Origin of the sequence: Nonomuraea sp. NPDC048826 (assembly GCF_043198225.1) — a bacterium.
In the GTDB taxonomy this organism is placed as follows: Bacteria; Actinomycetota; Actinomycetes; order Streptosporangiales; family Streptosporangiaceae; genus Nonomuraea.
The window spans coordinates 593159-613475 of sequence record NZ_JBICUQ010000005.1; the positions used below are offsets into that span (position 1 = coordinate 593159).

Below are 20317 nucleotides of genomic sequence, written 5' to 3' on the forward strand. Positions count from 1 at the left end.
TGGCAGCCCCAAGACCGTCAAGTCCGTCAAAGGTGAGCGTTGTGTCGAGAGTGAACACCGTTCTGGGAACCGTCCCGGCCGAAGAGCTGGGTGTCGTGGCCGTCCACGAGCACATCGGCTACGGCATGCCGGGCTCCGAACTGGACACCAAATGGTGGAAGAGCCCCGAGCAGCGGTACGAGGAGACCGTCCCGAAGCTGCGCCGGTTCCACGAGTACGGCGGCGGCACGTTCGTCGACGCGACCGGCATCTGCAACGGCCGGGACGTCGACTACTACCGGTCGCTGTCGGCCAAGACCGGCGTGCACATCGTGGCGAGCACCGGCTTCGTCGGCGGCGACACCGCGCTGCCGTTCTTCGCCCGGGCGAGCGTCGAGTACCTGACCGCGCACTTCGTGCACGAGATCACCGTCGGCATCGGCGGCAGCGGCGGCCGCGCCGGGATCATCAAGGTCGGGGTGAGCCGCGGCGGCCGCATGACGGACCTCGACAAGCGCATCTACCGTGCCGCCGCCCGTGCCGCCCTGGCCACCGGCGTGCCCGTCATGACCCATCTGGCGATCGACGCCGAGAACGCGATCGCCATCTTCCACGAGGAGGGCCTCCCGCTCGACCGCGTCCTGTTCGGGCACGTCGACGACGGGGTGAACGCCGACAAGACCCGCGACACCTGGATCGCCGAGCAAGGCGGCCGGATCGGGTTCGACACCTTCGGCTACGAGACCGAGCTGGAGGACCCGCCCTTCTGGGCCCGCCCGCGCAAGGAGCGGCTCGGCCACTTCCTCCGCTTCATCAGGCAGGGACACCTGGGCAAGGTGCTGGCCTCGGCCGACGCGAACTGCAGCCCGCTGGGCTGGCCCGGCGTCAAGGGCCACACGGTCAACTACATCTTCGAGGACCTCATCCCCGACCTGCGCGCCGCCGGTCTCGACGAAGCGGCCATCACCACCGTCTTCGTCGACAACCCCGCGGACTTCCTGACCATCCAGAACTGACAAGGGACCAGAAACATGCAGCCCTCGGACCTGAGGAACCTGAACATCGCCGTGGTCGGCGCGGGATACGCCGGAGCCGCCGCGGCCAAGGCGCTGAGCCTGCTCGGCGCCACCGTCAACGTCTACGAGCAGGCGAGCGGCATCCGTGAGGTCGGCGCCGGCATCGGCCTGCGGCCGTCCACCATGGACCGGTTCCGCCAGTGGGGGATCTTCGACGCGATCGCCAGGGTGAGCTCGCCGAGCGACTACTTCGAGATCCTCAGCGCCACCGGCGACCCGATCATGAAGGAGGCCTGGCCGGAGATCGACGTGTTCGGCCAGAAGACCCACCTGATCCACCGCGGGGACTTCATCGAGGCGCTCGTGAGCGTGCTCCCCGAGGGCATGGTGCACGTCGGCCACAAGCTGGAGAGCGTCCAGGACGAGGGCGACCGGGCCCGGCTCACCTTCGCCAACGGCACGTCGGCCACCGCCGACCTGGTGGTGGGCGCCGACGGCATCAAGTCGGTCGTGCGCGCCCAGCTGTTCGGCGACAACCAGCCGGTGTTCTCCGGCGAGCACGCCTACCGGGTGGTGATCTCCGTCGACGACGCGCACGGGATGGCCGTCGACGACAACTTCCGGATGTACATCGGCCGGGGCACGAAGGTCTACTTCCTGCCGCTGCGCCACCGCGACCAGGTTTCGTTCGACGTCACCGCCCTGTGTCCCGACCCCACCTGGGCGCCGAAGATCACCAAGGACGACCTGCTGAGGACCGTCGAGGGCTTCGACGAGCGGATCGTGAACATCACCCGCGACCTCGACATGGACGCCGTCAACTGCCGCGCGGTCTACGACATCGACCCGGTCGACAGGTGGCACTCCGACTCCGTCGTCCTCGTCGGCGACGCGGCCCACTCGATGCTGCACCACCAGGGCCAGGGTGCGAACTCGGCGATCCTGGACGCGGGCGCGCTCGCCGACGCGCTCAAGGAGGCCGGTTCCGTCAAGGAGGCGCTGGCGAGCTACCAGGCCGCCCGCAAGCCGGTCACCGACGAGCTGCAGCGGATCTCCCGCCAGGGCTGGACCGAGGACGAGATCGACGACGTCTTCCCGGGCCAGAAGCCCGCCTCCCAGCAGCCCGCGCCCCAGCACCCGGAGGGCTGACGCCGTGCCGCCGCACCCCGACATCGCCCGGGTGCTCGCCACCCTGCCGGCCCCGCCGCCCGGCCCGCTCGACCCGGTCGCCATGCGCGCGGCCGAGGAGGCGCAGGTCCCGCCGGTGGCGGAGCGCCTGCCCCTGCACGCCGTCGAGGACACCACGGCGGGCGAGGTCCCCGTGCGGATCTACACGCCGGTCGAGTCCGCGACGTACGGCCTGCTGGTCTACTTCCACGGCGGCGCGTTCTTCCTCGGCAGCCTGGAGACCCACGACCACGTCGCGCGGTCGCTGGCCGCGGAGACCGGGCTCAAGGTCGTGTCCGTCGGCTACCGGCGGGCGCCGGAGCACGCCTTCCCCGCCGGTCTCGACGACTGCTACGCCGTGGTCCGCTGGGCCGCCGAACATGGCGAGGACCTGGGCTGGGACGGCACGACGCTGGCCGTCGCCGGTGACAGCTCCGGCGGCACGTTCGCCGCCGCCGTCGCCGGCCTGGCGCGCGACGACGGCTTCGACCGGATCACCCACCAGGTGCTGTACTACCCGTCGCTCGACCTCGACTTCGACATCGACCGCTACGCCTCGCTGCGTGAGAACGCCGTCGGCTACGGGCTGGAGACGGCGGGGCTGAAGCCGTTCAACGCCTTCTACCTCGACAGCGGCGCCGACCCCGCCGACCCGCGGGTCTCGCCGATCAAGCGGGCCGACCTCGCCGGGCTGCCGCCCGCGCTGATCGTGACCGCCGAGTTCGACCCGATGCGCGACGAGGGCGAGCTGTACGGCCGGCGTCTCCAGGAGGCCGGGGTCGACGCCGAGGTGAGCCGGTACGCGGGCGCCAACCACGGGTTCGTGCAGCACTTCTCCTGGATCCCGGAGTATCACCGGGTCTTCGCGGAGACGGCCGCCTTCATCGAGGGCGCGTCATGACGTCCGTGGCCGTGCACCCCCTGGTCTCGCCGTGGGGCCGGTTCGGGCTGTACAGCTTCTATCTCGACGCGCCCGAGCCGGCCGTCGTCGACACGGGGATCGCGTCCTCGCCCGCCGAGGGCATGGCCCCCGCGCTGGAGGCGATCGGCCGGCGGATCGAGGACGTGCGCTGGATCCTGCTGACCCACGGCCACATCGACCACGTCGGAGGCGCGCACGCGCTGTGGGAGCTGACCGGCCGGCGCGCGCGGGTGGTCATCCACGAGGCCGACGCGCCGATGCTGCGCTCGCGCCGGGCGCACGTGGCGGAGTACCTCGGCGGCCGCGGCCGGTACCTGAACGATCCCGAAGGCGCGGCCAAGGTGGCGGCCGCCACCGAGGCGGTCATCTCGGGCGAGATGGAGCCGGCCGTGCTGGTCCGGGGCGGCGAGACCCTCTCGCTCGGCGGCGGCGTCACGGTGTCGGTGCACGCGATCCCGGGGCACACGCCGGGCTCGGTGGCCTATGTGATCGACGGCCAGGACGACGTGTTCGTCGGCGACGCGGTCCAGGTCCACGGGGCGGCCAACGGCTTCCCCGGCTACGCGGACCCGATCGCGTACCGGGCCGGCCTGCGGCACCTGCGCGACGAGGTCCGGCCGCGGCACCTGTATCTCGGGCATCCGTACCGTCGGGCGGACGGGGTCGCGTACGGCGTCGAACTCGACGCCGGCCAGGCGCGGGAGGCGATCCAGGAGAGCCTGGACATCGAGGCGGGGGTCGGCGAGGCGGCCTGCCGCTGCCTGCAGGACGGCCTGCGTGAGACGGACTCGCCGTACTCCCCGTTCGCCCCGGTCGCCGAGAGCCTCGGCTACACCGGTGACCCCACGCTGGAGCCGTCGCCGTTCTTCACCTCCATGCACGGATATCGCACGTACTTCGATCAGAAATCCTGAAAGAGGACAAGGAACTACCCACCATGGCTGACTTCCAGACGATCCAGGCGGGCGGGCAGCAGATCGCCGTGCGCAAGGACCTGCGGGTGCCGATGCGCGATGGGGTCACCCTCGCCGCGGACGCCTACCACGGCACGGAGGACAAGCCGCGGCCGGCCCTGATCGCGATGAGCGCCTACGGCAAGGAACTGCAGGCCCTGGCCCTCACCACGCCGCCCCAGCGCCGCCCCAGCCCGATGTGGGACGGCTGCATCGAGGCCGGCGACATCGCGCGCGTGGTCAAGGAGGAGTACGTCCACGTCATCGGCGACATGCGGGGCACCGGCGACTCCGGCGGCGAGATGATCGGCAACTACAACGCCGGCGGCGTCCCGCAGAGTCAGGACCTGTACGACGTCGTCGAATGGGTCGCCGCCCAGCCCTGGTGCGACGGGAACGTCGGCATGATCGGCATCTCGTACTTCGGGTCGATGCAGGTGCTCGCCGCGGCCGAGCGGCCGCCGCACCTGAAGGCGATCTTCGTCAGCGGCGGCCACTTCGACTTCTACGAGACCACGTACCACGGCGGCATCATGTGGTTCATGCCGCGGGCGGCCCGCGAGGGCCGCGGCGGCGACTCCGGCATCGCGCACACGAACGTCAAGTCCCGCATGCGGGAGGTGTACGCGCCGGACGAGCTGAGCGAGCTCGTCGAGGAGCGGCTCAGAGACCCCGACGTGGCCGCGTGGCCGAACCTGGTGCACGTGCTGAAGTACCCGAGGAACCGCGAGTTCTGGTTCGACATCGTGATGAACCCGCTCGACGGCGACTGGTACGAGGAGCGCAACCCGATCAACCTCGCCAGGAACATCGAGGTCCCGGTCTACCTGCAGATCGACCAGGGCCGCGGCTGGACCGTGGACGGCCACGTCGAGCTGTTCGAGGTGCTGAAGGGGCCGAAGAAGCTCGACATCGGCTCCTACCCGCCGATGCAGTCGCGCCCCTGGATCGAGGAGCACGACAAGATGTTCCGCTGGTACGAGTACTGGCTCAAGGGCGTCGACAACGGGATCATGGACGAGCCGGCCGTGAGCGTCTTCGTGGAGGGCTCGCGCCAGGTGGTCACCGCCGAGCAGTGGCCGCCGAAGGAGATCGACTATCAGCCGCTCTACCTGCGCACGCGGCACAAGCTCTCCCGCGAGCCCGAGCTGATGGGCGCCGAGCACGCCGCCCCCGACGGCTTCTACCAGCCGCCGCTGACGGTGACGGACAAGGTGCAGATCATCGGCTGGAGCACCGACCCGTTCGAGGAGCCCACCGAGCTGATCGGCTCCGGCGCGGCGCACCTGTTCGCCGAGATCGACCAGCCCGACACGAACTTCATCATGCGCCTGTGGGACGTCGCGCCGGACGGCGGCCGCCGGCTCGTCACCACCGGCATGCTCAAGGCGTCGCACCGGGAGCTGGACGAGGAGCGGACCACCGAGGGCGATCCGTACCACCCGCACACCCGGGCCGTGCCGGTGGAGCCCGGCACGATCGAGGAGTACGTCCTGCGGCTCTACCCGTTCGCGGCCACCTTCCGGCCGGGCCACCGGCTGCTGGCGGAGCTGTCGAACGGCGAGCCGCCGGCCGACGCGCACAACGCGCTGCTGCCGCCGGACGCCTTCCACCTGCCGGTGGGCCGCCCCGTCACCCACAAGATCTACCGTGACGCCGCCCACCCGTCCCGGCTGGTGCTGCCGTTCACCAGGCGCGCGGAAGGGGCCTAGACCCCGCGCGCGATCCGGGCGGCCTCCGCCCGGAAGTCCGGGTAGGGCAGGGCCGACCGGCCGGCGCTCCACATCTTCTGGGCGAGCACCCCCACGGTGTCCTCGATCAGCTCGTACATCCGCTCCTCGGTGTACGGGGCGTGCACGAGGTCGTTCCACAGGGCGGGCATCGCGCCGAGGAGCCGCGGGTCGCCGGGGTCGAGGCGCTGCCCGTCCGCGAACACGTGCGGCTCCCAGTGCGCGTAGAGCCACTCGCCGTCCAGCCCCTGGCCCCGGTAGTAGTCGGCCTCGGGGACGATGTAGAGCAGGTCGTCGTTGCTGTTGATCAGCGGGTACGGGTCACCCTCGGCCCCTTCGGGCCCGTAGAAGCCGTTGTTCCAGCTGTTGACCACCACGTCCGGGTCGAAGCCGGTGGCGTCGCCGGTGGGGGAGAGCCGGGTGAAGCCGCCCCAGGCGCGAGGCTGCTTGCCCAGCGACCGGAGGTGCGCGGCCATGTCGTTGAAGAACCGCTTCCACAGCTCCTTGCTCTGGTAGTACTCGTCGGCCCCGAAGTGCGCAGCGGGCCCGCGGAACCACGGCACGAACTCGTCGAACACCGCCTTGACCAGCTCGGTCGCCGCCGGGTTGGCCAGGTCCAGGTGGTCGGAGTTCCCGCCGTCGTGCCCGATGGACGGGTCGTAGGCGATGAACGCCCGCGCGTGGGCCGGCGCGTCGATCTCCGGCACGATCGTGACCGCGTGCGCGGCGGCGACCTCCTCGAAGCCGTCCCAGTCGGCCCGCGTGTAGGACTCGGGGCCGGCCAGGCCGGGGAAGGCGTCCGAGCGCAGCCGGAACGCGGAGACCGCGCGGCTCCAGTCGCCGTCGGGCGGCTTGATCTCGTTGTCGTTGAGGTGCAGCTGGAGCTCGTTGAGCTTGAACGCGCCCATCAGCCGGATGAGCCGGTGGATCGTCTCCGGCGTGACCCAGCGCCGCCCGACGTCCAGCATGTAGCCGCGGACCGGATAGTCGGGCCAGTCGGCCGCGACCCCGGCGGGGGCCGTGCCGCGCGGGCCCAGGATCTGCAGCAGGCTGCGGGTGCCGTAGAAGAGCCCGGCCACGCGCGGCGCGGTGACCAGGATCCGGTCAGCGGAGATCTCCAGGCGGTAGCTCTCCGGGCCGTGCTCCGACGGGGCGAGAGCGAGCACGATGTCGCCGCCGGCGCCCCCGTACGCTGCCCCGAGCTCTCCGGCGAGCCGCCGGGCCAGCCCGGGGGCGGCCTCCGAGGCCACCCGCGTGCCGCCGCCGAGCCGGAACTCGCCGGTCCCGCCGGTCCACTCCTGAAGCGCGGGAACCACCACGGGCTGTTCGTTCATGACCACTCCAGGATGAGATATCCGCGATGCGGCAGCTCCACGTCCGCCGCGTTGACCCGCCGGGGCTCGGCCAGCGGCGCGAGCAGGGTCGCCGCCGCCTCCTCCGGCACCCCGGACAGCACCGGCCTGGCCGGGTCCGCCGAGCCGTTGACGACCGCCAGCCGCCACCGGCCGCCGATCCTGGCCAGCTGCGGCATCAGGTGCGGCCCGCCGGTCACCAGGGGGAACGTCCCGCCGAGGAACCGGACGGCGCGCTGCGCCAGCGCCTGGCCGTCGTCGCAGCGCCCCAGCCGCTCGGGGGCGCCGGCCGCCAGGGTGAACACCCGGCCGCCGAGCGCGTTGACGTACGCGACCCGCCCGTCACCCCACGGCTCGCCGCGCGGGGTGAGGATCCGCGTCCACACCTCCGCGCCGGGTGCGGCGGTCAGCCGGGCCATCGCGGGCTGCACGTTCACGCTCAGCAGCCCGCCGCCGTCGCCGATCCGCTCCATGCTGTACGGCCGCGGCGACGGGGTGGACCTGGCCACCACCTCCTCGACCCGGACGCCGAGCAGCGAGCCGTGGCCGCGCTCGGTGAGGATGCGCGCCGCGAGCCCGTCGAGCAGCACCCCGCCGGAGAGCAGTTCCTCCATCCGGTCGTCCGGCACTCCCCAGGCGACCTCGCCGAACAGGGCGGTGACCGGCGCGATCCCGGCCCGGATCGGGACGCCGTACGAGAGCAGGTAACCGGCCGCCCGCAGCGGGTCGGCGGCCAGCCCGTCGAGGGTGCCGTCGCCCGGCACCCGCGCGGCCGTCTCCGGCCACCAGGGAACGCCCACCCCGTGCGTCTCCAGGTCGCGGCCCCCGGCGAACGCGACGGCGGGGCGCGACCGGTCGAGCAGCTCGCCGATCCGCGGGTAGCGGCGCGGGTCGCCGGTCACGAACGGATGCAGGTCGAGCAGCAGCCCGTCGGCCCCCGACAGCCGCGCCGCCAGCATCTCCGACCACGTCTGGGTGTCGGACTTGCTCCACTCGGTGTGCGTCCAGTTCTCGATCTCCGGCGCCACCTCGACGTCCGCCGGGCGGGTCGCCCGCTGGAGTTCGAGCATCGCGATGGAGGACGACAGCGCGCTCGCCGCGACGTCGCCGTAGGGCGCGAAGTGCGGCCGGTGCGCCTCGACGCGCTCGAACAGCGCGGCCCAGTCGCGCCCCTCGACCGAGGCCACGCCCAGCCCGGAGCTCATCAGCCCGAGCTTCGCCCGCCCGGCCACCGCCCGCCGGACCGCGTCGAGCGCCTCCAGCTGGGCCTCGCGCCAGGTCCGCTGGAGCAGCGCACGCCACGGGTGCGGCGGGCCGGCGGCGGTGATCGCCGCGACCAGCTCCTCGCGGCCGACCTCCGCGCCCGCCAGCGCGGCGAAGCGCGCCAGCATCTCCGGCTCGAACCCGCCGCCCCAGGTCAGCGGCGCGTGGTTGTGGAAGCGGAAGTCGTCCTCCAGCCACAGGACCCGGAAGCCGAGCCCCGCGAAGCGCCCGTAGTGACCGGCCAGCCAGTCGCGCCAGGCCGGGCAGGCGAAGGACGCCGTCGCGGTGGACACCTCACCGGAGGGCGAGACCATGGGCGCGAAGCCGAGGTCCTGAACGCGTCCCCGGTCGGCGTGCCCCACCGTCACCCACGGGTTGAGGCTCGCCCCGACGCCGTGCCGGTCGAGCACCCGCTTGGCCTCGGCGACGTGCTCGAACCAGGCGTCCTCGGCGGCGCCCGCCGGGTGGCCCGCGTGCAGCTCCTCGGAGCCGTAGATCAGCACCACCTCGGCGACGTCGTGGTCGAGGCAGTAGCGGGCCAGCTCCACGGGATCCTGTCCGGGCAGCAGCTGGTAGCGCAGGTGATAGGTCATGCGGTCGGCTCGGTCTCCGATCGTTCGGCGTGCAGCCAGCAGTTCGTCCAGCCGCCGTCGGGGAACTCGACGCGCGGCGGGAACTCCGTCTTGCACTGGGCCTTGGCGAACGGGCATCTCGGGTGGAACCGGCAGCCGGGCGGCGGGTCGACCAGGCTGGGCGGCTCGCCGAGCTTGGCGGTGGCGGTGAAGGCCGCGCTGCCCGCGGCGCGCTCGGGGTCGGGCGAGGAGTCGATCAGCAGCTGCGTGTACGGGTGCTTCGGCTGCTGGATGACCGATTCGGCCGGGCCGCCCTCGACCATCTGGCCCGCGTACATGACGAAGATGTCGTCCGACAGGTAGCGGGCGCTGGCGATGTCGTGCGTGATGTAGAGCAGCGCCAGCCCCTCCTCGTCCCTGAGCCGGGCCAGCAGGTTGAGCACGTCGAGCCGGATCGACACGTCCAGCATCGAGATCGGCTCGTCGCCCAGCAGCACCGACGGCCGCACGGCGAGCGCCCGCGCGATGGCCACCCGCTGCCGCTGGCCGCCCGACAGCTCGTGCGGCAGCTTGCGCGCGAACTCCGCCTCCGGGGTCAGGTTGACCTTGCCGAGCAGCTCGTGCACGTGCTCGTCGGCGGCCGGGTGCGCGTGCAGCTTCAACGCCCTGCGCAGGTTGTGCTCCACCCGGCGCAGCGAGTTGAGCGAGGCGAACGGGTCCTGGAAGACGAGCTGCACCTCCCCGGCGAACCGCTTGTCCGGCCCGGTCACCGGCTCGCCGTGCAGCCGGATCTCCCCGGAGGTCACCGGGTAGAACTGGGCCAGCAGCCGGGCCAGCGTGGTCTTGCCGCTGCCGCTCTCGCCGACCAGCGCGGCGATCCGGCCCCTGTACAGGCGCAGCGTGACGTTCTCCACCGCGCGGACCGTCACATGCTTGCCGACGCCGTCGCGCGCCTCGAAGTGCTTGGTCACGTCCTCCGCGGCGAGGATCGGGGTCTCAGACATGCGCCCTCTCTCGGTCGTGCAGGTGGCAGGCCGCCAGGCCGCCGCCCACCGGCAGCAGCTCCGGCCGCACGTCGGCGCAGGCGCCGAACCGGCTCGCGCACCGCGGCTCGAACGCGCACCCCACCGGCAGGTCGCGCAGCGCCGGCGGGCTGCCGGGGATGCCGCTCAGCTTGGTGACGGGCGCGCGCAGGGGCGGGAACGAGTCGCGCAGGCCCTTGGTGTACGGGTGCTTCGGGTCGGAGTAGATGCCGGCCGCATCGCCGATCTCCACGATCCGCCCGGCGTACATGATGGCGATCCGGTCGGCCAGCTCGACCAGCAGCGACAGGTCGTGCGTCACGAACACGACGGAGAAGCCCAGCCGCTCGCGGAGCTGGAGGATCTGGGCGAGGATCTGGCGCTGCATGACGACGTCCACGGCGGTGGTGGGCTCGTCCATGACGACCAGCTCCGGCTCGCAGGCGAGGGCCAGGGCGATCATCGCGCGCTGGCGCATGCCGCCGGACATCTCGTGCGGGTACGATCTGGCCCGGTCGGGTGAGATCCCGACCATCTCCAGCAGCTCGGCGGTGCGCGTGCCGACGTCGCGGTAGCCGTGGGCGCGCAGCACGTCGGCGAACTGGGCGCTCAGCCGGGCCACGGGGTTGAGCGCGTCCATGGCGCTCTGCAGCACCACGGCGATCTTGTTCCAGCGGAGCTTGCGCAGCTCCCGGTCGGTCCTTGCGGCGAGGTCGACGGGCTCGCCGTCGCGCGGGTGCAGCCACACCTCGCCGCCGGTCAGCGCCGCGGGCGGGCGCAGCAGCCGCAGGAGCGCCATGATGAGGGTCGACTTGCCGCAGCCCGACTCGCCCGCGACGCCCAGGATCTCGCCGCGCCGGAGCTGGAAGCTCACGTCGTTGACGGCCCGTACGGTCCCCTTGGCCGAGATGTAGTCGACGTCGAGCCCTTTGACATCCAAGATCATGCGAGCGCCTTTCTCATCGCCTTGATGTCGGCCGTGCGCAGGCGAGGGTTCATGACCTCGTCGATGCCGAAGTTGACCAGCCCGGTCGCGGTGCCGAGCAGCGCGATGCACAGGCCGGGCGGCACGAACCACCACCACATGCCGTTGAGCAGGGCCACCTGCCTGGCCTGGTCGATGATGGTGCCCCAGCTGACGGTGTCGGCCGAGGAGATGCCGAGGAAGGCCAGCCCGGCCTCGGCCAGCACCGCGCCCAGCACCAGGTGCAGGAACATCGCGGAGATCCAGCCGGCCAGGTGCGGCAGCACCTCGACGAAGATCAGCCGGGCCTTGGTCTCGCCGAGCATCCGCATCGCCATGACGAAGTCGCGGCCCCGCAGGGAGAGCGTCTGCGCCCGCAGGGTCCGGGCGCCGGGCGCCCACCCGAACAGCCCGATGATCAGCGCGATCGTGATCGGGCCGGTGTCCTGCACGTAGCCCGCGACGATGAGGGTGAGCGGGAGCACGGGCAGGACCAGGAACATGTTGGTCAGGAACGACAGCACCGCGTCGATCTTGCCGCCGAAGAAACCGGCCGTGACGCCCACCACGACCGCCAGGACGATGCCGATGACGCCGGCCACCGCGCCGACCACCATCGAGTTGCGCGTCCCGGCGATCACCTGGGCGAGCACGTCGGTGCCCTGGCTGGTGGTGCCGAGCAGGTGGCCGCCGCCGGGCGGCTGGCTGATCGCGTCGTAGTCGATCTTCCAGGGCCCGATGCCCATCAGGTCGTTGAGCCACGGGCCGATGACCGCGATCACCGCGAAGAAGACGATGATGCCGATGCCGACGCGGACCTTCATCGGCCTGCCTCCCTCGTGCGCGGGTCGATCATCACGTAGACGGAGTCGGCCACGAAGTTGGCCAGCAGCACGGTGAGCGTCGTCAGCAGGAAGACGCCCTGCATCAGCGGGTAGTCACGCTTGCTGACCGCGTCGTAGAGCAGGTAGCCGATCCCCGGATAGGAGAAGACGATCTCGGTCAGCAGCGCCCCGCCGAGCACCCCGCCGATCGCCATGGCGAAGCCGGTGACGCTGGGCAGCAGGGCGTTGCGCGCGGCGTACCGGAACATGACCCGCCCGGTGGACAGCCCCTTGGCCTTGCCGAGCAGGACGTAGTCCTCGCTGACCGCGGTGACCATCATGTTGCGCATGCCGAGCAGCCACCCGCCGAAGGCGGAGAAGACGATCGTGGTGGCGGGCATCACCAGATACTCCAGGACGCTGCCCAGGAAGCCCGGCCTGCCGTACAGGTCGGGGTCGAAACCGCCGCCCAGCGGGAACCAGGCGAGCACCAGGCCGAACACGTACAGGGCGATGAGCGCCACCCAGAAGTACGGGAGCGCGCTCAGGAACGTCGACATGGGCGACAGGAACCCGTCGAGCCGCCCGCCGGGCTTCCAGCCGGCGGCGATCCCCAGACCGGTCCCGAGCAGGAAGGCGATCACCGTGGTGGTGCCCACCAGCAGCAGCGTCCACGGCAGGCCCGCGCCGAGCAGCTCGCCCACCGGGGTGGGGAAGCGGCTGACGGACAGGCCGAAGTCGAGCCGGGCGATGCTGACGAGATAGTCCCCGTACTGCTGGAGAAGACCGGCCCGAGGGTCGCCGAACAGCTTCTGGATCGCCGCCACGGTCTCGGGCGAGACGGACTCGCCCGACTGCCTCTGCAACTGCCTGACGATCACGGACGCGGGGTCCCCCGGCATGAGCCGGGGGATGAGGAAGTTCAGCGTGATCGCCGACCAGGCGGTGGCCAGGTAGAAGCCCACCCGCCTGGTCAGGAAACGCCACCTGCCCTGCTTCATCTAAGCGCCCGCGGGCTTGAGGCCCTTGAGGGTCAGCACGATGTCCGGGCCGATCCCGCTGTGCGGGACGTGCTGGGTGCTGCCCGCCTCGGGCCAGCCGACCCAGCGGGCCTGGTTCATCTCGATGAACCAGTCGGCGGTGAACATCGGGGAGTACGGCACCTGGTCCAGCACGACCTTCTGCAGCTGGTAGCCGATCTCCTTCTGCGCCTCAGGGTCGCCGACGGTGGTGCGGAGCCGGTCGAGGAGCGGCCCGGTGGACTCGTCCTTCCAGCGGCCCTGGTTCTGGTACTGGGCGTCCTTGCCGATCGGCACGTACGTCTCGGGGTCGAGCTGGTCGGTGAAGACGGAGTACAGGCCGTTGGAGCCGCCGGTCCAGTAGAGGGCCATGTCGTAGTCGCCGTCGTTGAGCTGCGGGTCGTAGTTCTCCTCGGGCACGGCGGTGACCTTCACGTCCAGGCCCAGGTTGGTCTTCCACTGGTCCTGCATGCCCTTGCCGTACGCCATCCAGTTGGCGTACTCCTGCACGACCTTGACGCTCAGCGGGTAGGTCTTGCCGTCCTTGGCGAGCTGACCGTCCTGGACGGTCCAGCCGCCGTCGGCCAGCGCCTTCTTGGCCCCCTCGGCGTCGAGGGCCTGCTGCTTGCACTCCGGCGCCATGAAGTCGGCGTACACCGCGGGCTCCAGGCCGCAGGCGTTGGCCGGCTCCTGGCCGGTGGGGGCGAGCTTGAGCAGGCTGGAACGATCCAGGCTCATCGCCAGCGCGCGGCGCACGTTGACGTCGTCGAAGGGCGCCTTGTCCATGTTGAACAGCAGCGACTCCTCGCCACCCGTGTGGAACGTCTTGTAGACGTTGGTCTTCGGGTTGCGGGCCATGTACTCCTGCTCGGCGTTCGGCCAGGAGATGGTGGCGAAGTCGATGTCGCCCTTGAGCAGGCGGGCCTTGGTCTGGTCGTCGGACCCGGTGGCGACGATCTTGATCGTCTTCATCGGGAACCGGCCGCCCCAGTAGTCCTCGCGCGTCTCCAGGGTGAACTGCTGCGGGGTGAACTGGGTGAGCTTGGCCACGCCGGTGCCGACCGGGTCGGGGTTCGTCCAGGTCTTGAGGTCCTGGTCCTTCCAGATGTGCTCGGGCACGATCCGGGGCGCGAAGCCGGTGACGCCGAGGGCGAAGCGGTAGAAGTCGAGCTGGGCGGGCTTCTTCCACTTGACGACCACGGTGTGGTCGTCGGTCGCCTCGGCCGAGACGTAGGTCTGGCCGCCGGTGTTCAGCTCGGGGTGCTTCAGCGGGATGTTCAGCGTGAAGGCGACGTCCTTGCTGGTCATCGGGGTGCCGTCGGAGAACTTCACGTCCGTGCGGAGCTTCAGGGTGACGGTCTTGTCGCCGTCGCTCCACTCCCACGACTCGGCCAGCCACGGCTCCAGCTGGCCGCCCTTGAAGACGTTGCGGCGCACCAGCGGCTCGTAGATGAGGCTGATCTGCGGCGCGATGTCGGTGGAGGGGGAGTAGATGTTGAAGTTGCGGGAGTACGTGGTGGCGTTGTTGACCCGCAGGCTGATCGAGTCCGCCGCCCCGCCGGTGGAGCCGGCGCCGGTCTCCTGGGTCCCGCCCGCCGTGCCGGGCGAGCACGCGGTCAGCAGCAGTGCCAGACCGAGTGCCCCCGCGGTGATGGAGGATCTGACGTTGAACATGGGAGATGCTCCTTTTAGACGTGGACCTGACCGTTGTCGAAGTAGGCGACCAGTTCCGGATCCAGCGGCGGCACGTCGTACGGCATGCCGCCGTCGCGCAGCGAGAGGGTGGCCGCGTAACCGGCGGCGACACTCATCCGGGCGGCCACGGGAGAGGTGTCGGTGTGACCGCCCTCCCGCACGAACCGGCAGAACTCGGTGATGATCTGCGCGTCCGCGCCGCCGTGCGAACCGTCCGCTGCGGGCACCTTGTAGGCGATGTCGCAGTCGTCCCGGTAGTCGGTCGGTCCGGTATTCCAGACCTTGACCGTGTCACCGGGGCGGTCGCCGAAGTTCTCCAGGCGGCCCTCCGTCCCGATGACGGTGTAGTTGCGGTGGTAGTCGGGCGTGAAGTGACACTGCTGGTAGGCGGCGATGACGCCGTTGTCCAGCCGCATGTTCATCACGCTGACGTCCTCGACGTCGATGTGGTGGTTGAGGTCGCGGCGCCGGGCGGGCGGCCAGTCGAACGCGCGCAGCCAGCCGTCCGGCCGGGGCGTCCCGGGGGCCCGCCGGGGCAGCTCGCCGTAGAGCATGAGATCGCCGAAGGCGTTGACCCGCTCGGTGAACCCGCCCGCCAGCCAGTGCACGACGTCGAGGTCGTGCGCGGCCTTCTGCAGCAGCAGGCCGGTGGTGCGCTCGCGCTCGGCGTGCCAGTCCTTGAAGTAGTAGTCGCCGCCGTAGGACACGAAGTGCCGCACCCACACGGTCTTCGGCTCGCCGATCAGGCCGCGTCCGATGATGTCGCGCATGGTCCGGACCACGCCCATGTGGCGCATGTTGTGGCCGACGTAGAGGCGGGTGCCGGTGGCGCGGGCCGCGCGCAGGATGGCGTCGCAGCCCTCGACCGTGATGTGCATCGGCTTCTCGAGGTAGACGGCCTTGCCGGCGTCGAGGCAGTCGAGCGCGATCCGCTCGTGGGTGTCGTCGGGGGCGAGGACGACGATCGCGTCCAGGTCGTCGCGGTCGAGCAGGCGCCGGTAGTCCGTGACGGCCACCGGGTCGCCGAACTCGGCGGCCCGGCGCCGGAGCACGTCGGGGTCGGTGTCGCAGACGGCCGCGACGACCGATCCGCGTCCCGGCCGGTGGGCGGCGACGGCCAGCGTGGCCCGCAGACCGAGGCCCACGACTCCTACGCGCAGGTCTTCCACTGAGCCTCCTTCTGACGGGTGCGGGAGGAGGCTAGCGTTGATTTATGCACGGAAGTAACCATTACTGGACAGAAAACGACAGAAGATGCGCGCACGCGATGCTTCTGTGACCATCCTGTGACAGATTTTTCCAAGTCAGTTAACAAATAACTGCTTGTGGATCTGCTGGAGGGTGGTCCCGGGGAGCAGGGACGGCCTCTATTGAGAAAGAAGGTTGCGTAATAAGAGGCCGTTCTGCCGTATAACAGGATCAAAACCCCAGGCGAAGGCGTCGCGGAAGGGTCTAAGCTGTCGTGGCATGTTCGCGACGCTCCTGCATGAGATTCCGCTGCAGGGCGGGGACGTGACCGACGGCGTGGTCCGCGTCGGTGACACGGTGCGCAGGCCGACGGGGTCGTCGACGCCTGCCGTGCATGCCCTGCTCCGCCACCTCGAAGCGACCGGCTTCGGCGGAGCGCCGCGCGTACTCGGGTTCGACGCGCTGGGCCGCGAGATGCTCACCTATCTGCCGGGCACGACCGGGGTGAGCCTGGCCTCGGTCACGGACGAGGCGCTGGCGGAGCTCGCGCGGCTGCTGCGCGCGTATCACGACGCGACCGAGGGGTTCCCGCTCACCGGCGGCGGCTGGGGCGACGGGTCGAACGACGACGCCCCGCCCGAGGTGATCGGCCACTGCGACCTGACACCGGCCAACGTGGTGTTCGCCGACGGATCGCCGTACGCGCTGATCGACTTCGACCAGGCCCGGCCGACGACGCGGCTGTTCGACGTGGTGACGACCCTGCGCCACTGGGCGCCGATCGCCGATCCGGTCGACCGCCATCCGCTGCTGCGCCGGGTGGACGTGGGGGAGCGGCTCCGGCTGTTCTGCGACGCGTACGGCATCCCGTCGAGGGAGCGGCGGCGGCTGCTGGAGCTGGCGCGGCTGCGGTTCCATCGCTCGTACGCGGTCATGAAGACGCGCGCGGCCGACGGCGGGACATGGGCGCGCATGTGGGCCGGCGGCGCGGGCGAGCGGATCCGCCGGGCCTCGGCCTGGCTCGACGCGCACGAGGACGGGCTGCGACCCTCCCTCGTGTGAGCGTGCGGGAGGATGTCCCGCATGTCTGTCTGGTCTGACCGCGCCGCGGGGCTGGCGCTCGGAGTGCTGCTCGACGCCGTCTTCGCCGACCCCAGGAGAGGGCATCCGGTCGCGCTGTTCGGGCGCGCCGCGTCCCGGCTGGAGAAGGCCCTGTACGCGGACGCCCGGGCGAACGGCGCCGGGTACGTGGCGGTGTGCGTCGGGGCGGCGGCCGGAGCCGGGCTGCTGGCGGAGCGGGCCCGCGGCCCGCTGGCGCGCACCGCGCTGACCGCGGCCGCCACCTGGGCGGTGCTCGGCGGCACCACGCTGGCCAGGGAGGGCGCCCGGATGGCCGCCGCCCTGGAGGCCGGGGATCTGCGGGCGGCCAGGGAGCGGCTGCCCCACCTGTGCGGGCGCGACCCGTCGGAGCTGAAGGCGCCGGAGCTGGCCAGGGCGACGGTGGAGTCGCTGGCCGAGAACACCTCGGACGCGGTGGTGGCGCCGTTGTTCTGGGGGGTGGTGGCCGGGGTGCCCGGCCTGCTGACCTATCGGGTGATCAACACGCTGGACGCCATGGTGGGCCACCGGTCGCCCCGGTACGAGCGGTTCGGGTGGGCCGCGGCGCGGCTGGACGATGCCGCCAACTACGTGCCCGCCCGGCTCACCGGGCTGATCACCGTGCTGGCCGCGCCGGACCGGCGCCGGGCGCTGGCCGTGCTGCGCCGGGACGGACACCGGCACCCGAGCCCGAACGCCGGGCGGTGCGAGGCGGCGTTCGCGGGCGCGCTGGACGTCACGCTCGGCGGCGCGAACGTGTACGGCGGCAGGGTGGAGCACCGGCCGACCATGGGCGACGGGCCCCGGCCGGAGGTGGGCGACATCCGGCGCGCGGTCCGGCTGACCAAGGCGGTGAGCCTGGCGGCGGCCGGCGCGGCGGTGCTCGCCGCCTGGGCGGTGCGGCGGCGGGTCACATCATCCGGTTGAGGTTGGTGACCAGCCAGAGGACGAACCCGGTGATCACGGCGATCCACAGCATCGACTTGGTGGCGCTGGCGGCCACCTGTTTGCGGGTGGTGACCAGCCGCATCGCGTCACGCCACGCCTGACGGGTGGCGACCAGCGTCTGATAGCGGCGCCCGGCGATGAACAGCGCGATCGCGATGATGAGGAAGAGAATGACGCGGCCGTCTGCGGGTTCCACGAGAGCCTCCTTCGACAACCTCATGGAGTGAGGGACCCGTCACTTGATACACCCGCGAACCTGATCAAATCTGCTGAATATGCGGAGGAGTGCGGTGAACGAGACGCAAGCCCAGCTCGACGAGGGTCCAGCCGACGCGCCAGCTCACTGTGGTCCGCCGGTCGCGAGTGGCGCGCCACCGGTCGGCATGCTCTCTTAACTCGGCGCCGCGGATCTCCGTGAGCCGCAGGTGGATGTCGGGATGCATGGTCATGACCCCCTTCGGGTCAGGGACGGCGGGTGGGGAATCCGTGGATGTGGACGTTGACGTTCTCGCGGCCCTCGGTGTCGCCGGCCTCGACGGCGGCCTCGCTGCGCGACTGCCACTTCCTGACCACCTGCAGGAGCTCCTGGTTGAGCTGGTGGAACTCGTCGGGGGTCAGGTCGGCCAGGGTCTTGGAGCTGAAGGCGGCCTCCCGCCACTCGGGCGACCAGGTCGCCTGCTCGTCGAGATAGCGCTCGTACAGCTCGACGTGGTCGTGGAAGGCGGTGCGGACGAACGCGGTGTAGGCGGCAGCCCGCTCGGGGGCGTCGCTGAAGTCCTGGTCGCGGACGTTGTAGCGGGGCATGGTGAGCCGCCACCAGCGCTCGCGGCCGTCGCTGCTCTGCGGCTCGGCCTCCTCGATGACGCCGTGCGCGGCCAGCTTGCGCAGGTGGTAGCTGACCAGGGAGACGGCCTCGTCGACCTGGTCGGAGAGGTGTGAGGCGGTGGCGACCCGGGCCTGGTAGAGCGCGCGGTAGAGCTTGAGGCGCAGCGGGTGGGCCAGGGCCTTGAGGGTGTCGACGTCGGTGATGCGCCTGCTCTCCATGACTCCACCGTAGATAGGAAAATTATATTGCGCAACTTTTCTTTCCTATCTTCGCGCGGCGTCACCGTTACGGTGGAGCCCGTGAGAGGGGCACTGCTCGTCGCGGGCACCACGTCCGACGCCGGCAAGAGCGTCGTCACGGCAGGCATCTGCCGCTGGCTGGCCCGCCGGGGCGTCCGCGTCGCCCCGTTCAAGGCCCAGAACATGTCGCTCAACTCGTACGTGACCGCGGACGGCGCCGAGATCGGCCGGGCGCAGGCGTTCCAGGCCCGGGCCGCCGGCCTGGAGCCGGTGGCCGACATGAACCCGATCCTGCTCAAGCCCGGCAGCGACCGGCGCAGCCAGGTGGTGCTCATGGGCCGGCCGCTGACCGACGTGGACGCGATGGAGTACGGGACGCTCCGCGACCGGCTGCGGGCCGCGACGCTGGAGTCGCTGGACCGGCTCAGGAACGCCTACGACGTGGTGGTGTGCGAGGGCGCGGGCAGCCCCGCCGAGATCAACCTCCGCGCGGGCGACCTCGCCAACATGGGCCTGGCCAGGGCGGCGAACCTGCCGGTGATCGTGGTCGGCGACATCGACAGGGGAGGCGTGCTCGCCGCCTTCCACGGCACGGTCGCGCTGCTGGACGCCGAGGACCAGGCGCTGATCTCCGGGTTCGTGGTCAACAAGTTCAGAGGCGCCGAAGAGCTGCTCCGGCCGGGGCTCGACATGATCGAGAAGCTGACGGGGCGGCGCGTGTACGGGGTGCTGCCCTGGCTGGACGGGCTCTGGATGGACGCCGAGGACTCGCTGGCCCTCGACGGCCGCCGGGTGGAGACCGGGCGGCCCCACGGGCGGCAGACGCTGCGGGTGGCGGTGGTGCGGCTGCCCCGGGTGTCCAACTTCACCGACGTCGACGCGCTGGCCGCCGAGCCGGGCGTGGTGGTGCGGTTCGTCACCGGCCCGGCCGAACTGGACGACGCCGACCTGGTGGTGCTGCCCGGCTCCCGCGCCACCGTCGCCGACCTGGCCTGGCTGCGCGAGCGCGGGCTCGCGGCCGCGCTCGCCGCCCGCACCGGGCCGGTGCTGGGCGTCTGCGGCGGTTTCCAGATGCTCGCGCGGGAGATCGTGGACGAGGTCGAGTCCGGCGCGGGCCGGGTGGACGGGCTCGGGCTGCTGCCCGCGCGGGTGGTGTTCGGGCCGGACAAGGTGCTCGGCAGACCGGCCGGGCAGGCGTACGGGCATCCGGTGCGCGCGTACGAGATCCACCACGGACGGGCGACGGTGGAGGGCGGCGAGCCGTTCCTGGACGGCTGCCGCGTCGCGAACGTGTGGGGCACGACCTGGCACGGCGCGCTGGAGAACGACGCGTTCCGGCGCGCCTTCCTGACGGACGTGGCCCGGCGGGCGGGCCGCGCGTTCGTGCCCGACCCGGCCACCGACTTCGCCCTGCTGCGCGAGCGGAGCCTGGACGCGCTCGGGGACCTGGTCGAACGGCACCTGGACACGGACGCGCTGCTCGACCTGATCGCGAACGGCCCGCCCGACGTGCCGGCGCTGCCGCCGGGAGGCCGGTGAG

Annotated in this window: 19 protein-coding genes; 8 read left to right on the forward strand and 11 right to left on the reverse strand. The window is 71.4% G+C overall.

Annotated elements, in window-relative coordinates:
* Positions 1-41: 41 nt before the first annotated feature.
* Genes ACGFI7_RS21055 through ACGFI7_RS21075 form a run of 5 tightly spaced genes read left to right on the forward strand, consistent with a single transcriptional unit; the run spans position 42 to position 5749 of the window.
* The gene (locus tag ACGFI7_RS21055) at positions 42-995 is read left to right on the forward strand and encodes a phosphotriesterase (protein ID WP_393406795.1); all 954 of its coding nucleotides are present in this window, start codon (positions 42-44) and stop codon (positions 993-995) included.
* Positions 996-1010: 15 nt separating this feature from the next.
* Positions 1011-2144: an FAD-dependent monooxygenase gene (locus ACGFI7_RS21060; protein WP_393406797.1), complete on the forward strand. Its 1134-nt coding sequence runs from the start codon at positions 1011-1013 to the stop codon at positions 2142-2144.
* Positions 2145-2148: 4 nt separating this feature from the next.
* Positions 2149-3063, forward strand: coding sequence for an alpha/beta hydrolase (locus tag ACGFI7_RS21065; protein ID WP_393406800.1), 915 nt, complete (start codon positions 2149-2151; stop codon positions 3061-3063).
* Positions 3060-3998, forward strand: a complete 939-nt coding sequence (locus ACGFI7_RS21070; protein WP_393406803.1) for an MBL fold metallo-hydrolase — start codon at positions 3060-3062, stop codon at positions 3996-3998. The genes ACGFI7_RS21065 and ACGFI7_RS21070 overlap by 4 nt, the downstream gene beginning before the upstream one ends.
* A 23-nt stretch (positions 3999-4021) precedes the next feature.
* Positions 4022-5749, forward strand: a complete 1728-nt coding sequence (locus tag ACGFI7_RS21075; protein ID WP_393406805.1) for a CocE/NonD family hydrolase — start codon at positions 4022-4024, stop codon at positions 5747-5749.
* Here the strand turns inward: ACGFI7_RS21075 and ACGFI7_RS21080 are convergent.
* From ACGFI7_RS21080 to ACGFI7_RS21115, 8 genes are read right to left on the reverse strand one after another with little or no spacing between them, the layout of a single operon-like run.
* Positions 5746-7101, reverse strand: a complete 1356-nt coding sequence (locus ACGFI7_RS21080; protein ID WP_393406808.1) for a glycoside hydrolase family 20 protein — start codon at positions 7099-7101, stop codon at positions 5746-5748. The genes ACGFI7_RS21075 and ACGFI7_RS21080 overlap by 4 nt on opposite strands.
* Entirely contained in the window at positions 7098-8975 is a 1878-nt protein-coding gene (locus ACGFI7_RS21085; RefSeq protein WP_393406811.1) for a hypothetical protein, read from the reverse strand. The genes ACGFI7_RS21080 and ACGFI7_RS21085 overlap by 4 nt, the downstream gene beginning before the upstream one ends.
* Positions 8972-9958, reverse strand: coding sequence for an ABC transporter ATP-binding protein (locus ACGFI7_RS21090; RefSeq protein WP_393406813.1), 987 nt, complete (start codon positions 9956-9958; stop codon positions 8972-8974). Before ACGFI7_RS21090 ends, ACGFI7_RS21085 begins: the two co-directional genes overlap by 4 nt.
* The gene (locus tag ACGFI7_RS21095; RefSeq protein ID WP_393406815.1) at positions 9951-10922 is read right to left on the reverse strand and encodes an ABC transporter ATP-binding protein; all 972 of its coding nucleotides are present in this window, start codon (positions 10920-10922) and stop codon (positions 9951-9953) included. Before ACGFI7_RS21095 ends, ACGFI7_RS21090 begins: the two co-directional genes overlap by 8 nt.
* Positions 10919-11764 (reverse strand): ABC transporter permease, encoded by an 846-nt coding sequence (locus ACGFI7_RS21100; RefSeq protein ID WP_393406817.1) that lies wholly within the window; start codon positions 11762-11764, stop codon positions 10919-10921. The genes ACGFI7_RS21095 and ACGFI7_RS21100 overlap by 4 nt, the downstream gene beginning before the upstream one ends.
* Positions 11761-12765 (reverse strand): ABC transporter permease, encoded by a 1005-nt coding sequence (locus ACGFI7_RS21105; protein WP_393406819.1) that lies wholly within the window; start codon positions 12763-12765, stop codon positions 11761-11763. The genes ACGFI7_RS21100 and ACGFI7_RS21105 overlap by 4 nt, the downstream gene beginning before the upstream one ends.
* Positions 12766-14457, reverse strand: a complete 1692-nt coding sequence (locus tag ACGFI7_RS21110) for an ABC transporter substrate-binding protein (protein WP_393406822.1) — start codon at positions 14455-14457, stop codon at positions 12766-12768.
* 14 nt (positions 14458-14471) lie between these two features.
* A complete protein-coding gene (locus ACGFI7_RS21115; RefSeq protein ID WP_393406825.1) occupies positions 14472-15647 on the reverse strand; it encodes a Gfo/Idh/MocA family protein in 1176 nt (391 codons plus the stop codon).
* Positions 15648-15945: 298 nt separating this feature from the next.
* Here ACGFI7_RS21115 and ACGFI7_RS21120 point away from each other — a divergent pair, with 298 nt between their 5' ends.
* Together ACGFI7_RS21120 and ACGFI7_RS21125 are read left to right on the forward strand one after the other, a co-directional pair.
* Entirely contained in the window at positions 15946-16728 is a 783-nt protein-coding gene (locus tag ACGFI7_RS21120; RefSeq protein WP_393406827.1) for a phosphotransferase, read from the forward strand.
* Positions 16729-16749: 21 nt separating this feature from the next.
* Entirely contained in the window at positions 16750-17691 is a 942-nt protein-coding gene (locus ACGFI7_RS21125; RefSeq protein WP_393406829.1) for a cobalamin biosynthesis protein, read from the forward strand.
* Here the strand turns inward: ACGFI7_RS21125 and ACGFI7_RS21130 are convergent.
* The 3 genes from ACGFI7_RS21130 to ACGFI7_RS21140 all read right to left on the reverse strand — a co-directional run bounded on the left by ACGFI7_RS21130 (position 17675) and on the right by ACGFI7_RS21140 (position 18756).
* Positions 17675-17908, reverse strand: a complete 234-nt coding sequence (locus tag ACGFI7_RS21130) for a hypothetical protein (RefSeq protein ID WP_393406831.1) — start codon at positions 17906-17908, stop codon at positions 17675-17677. The two genes, ACGFI7_RS21125 and ACGFI7_RS21130, sit on opposite strands and share 17 nt — an antisense overlap.
* 64 nt (positions 17909-17972) lie before the next feature.
* Positions 17973-18155, reverse strand: a complete 183-nt coding sequence (locus ACGFI7_RS21135; protein ID WP_393406833.1) for a hypothetical protein — start codon at positions 18153-18155, stop codon at positions 17973-17975.
* Positions 18156-18174: 19 nt separating this feature from the next.
* Entirely contained in the window at positions 18175-18756 is a 582-nt protein-coding gene (locus ACGFI7_RS21140) for a helix-turn-helix domain-containing protein (protein WP_393406835.1), read from the reverse strand.
* A gap of 81 nt (positions 18757-18837) precedes the next feature.
* Here ACGFI7_RS21140 and ACGFI7_RS21145 point away from each other — a divergent pair, with 81 nt between their 5' ends.
* Complete coding sequence (locus ACGFI7_RS21145) at positions 18838-20316, forward strand: cobyric acid synthase (protein WP_393406837.1); 1479 nt, start codon at positions 18838-18840, stop codon at positions 20314-20316.
* Position 20317: the final 1 nt, after the last annotated feature.

Coding starts and splice junctions, on each gene's coding strand:
- ACGFI7_RS21075 (WP_393406805.1), top strand. CDS start 4,022: ATGGCTGACTTCCAGACGATCCAGGCGGGCGGGCAGCAGATCGCCGTG.
- ACGFI7_RS21110 (WP_393406822.1), bottom strand. CDS start 14,457: ATGTTCAACGTCAGATCCTCCATCACCGCGGGGGCACTCGGTCTGGCA.
- ACGFI7_RS21125 (WP_393406829.1), top strand. CDS start 16,750: ATGTCTGTCTGGTCTGACCGCGCCGCGGGGCTGGCGCTCGGAGTGCTG.
- ACGFI7_RS21085 (WP_393406811.1), bottom strand. CDS start 8,975: ATGACCTATCACCTGCGCTACCAGCTGCTGCCCGGACAGGATCCCGTG.
- ACGFI7_RS21100 (WP_393406817.1), bottom strand. CDS start 11,764: ATGAAGGTCCGCGTCGGCATCGGCATCATCGTCTTCTTCGCGGTGATC.
- ACGFI7_RS21060 (WP_393406797.1), top strand. CDS start 1,011: ATGCAGCCCTCGGACCTGAGGAACCTGAACATCGCCGTGGTCGGCGCG.
- ACGFI7_RS21080 (WP_393406808.1), bottom strand. CDS start 7,101: ATGAACGAACAGCCCGTGGTGGTTCCCGCGCTTCAGGAGTGGACCGGC.
- ACGFI7_RS21105 (WP_393406819.1), bottom strand. CDS start 12,765: ATGAAGCAGGGCAGGTGGCGTTTCCTGACCAGGCGGGTGGGCTTCTAC.
- ACGFI7_RS21140 (WP_393406835.1), bottom strand. CDS start 18,756: ATGGAGAGCAGGCGCATCACCGACGTCGACACCCTCAAGGCCCTGGCC.
- ACGFI7_RS21095 (WP_393406815.1), bottom strand. CDS start 10,922: ATGATCTTGGATGTCAAAGGGCTCGACGTCGACTACATCTCGGCCAAG.
- ACGFI7_RS21090 (WP_393406813.1), bottom strand. CDS start 9,958: ATGTCTGAGACCCCGATCCTCGCCGCGGAGGACGTGACCAAGCACTTC.
- ACGFI7_RS21120 (WP_393406827.1), top strand. CDS start 15,946: ATGTTCGCGACGCTCCTGCATGAGATTCCGCTGCAGGGCGGGGACGTG.
- ACGFI7_RS21135 (WP_393406833.1), bottom strand. CDS start 18,155: ATGCATCCCGACATCCACCTGCGGCTCACGGAGATCCGCGGCGCCGAG.
- ACGFI7_RS21070 (WP_393406803.1), top strand. CDS start 3,060: ATGACGTCCGTGGCCGTGCACCCCCTGGTCTCGCCGTGGGGCCGGTTC.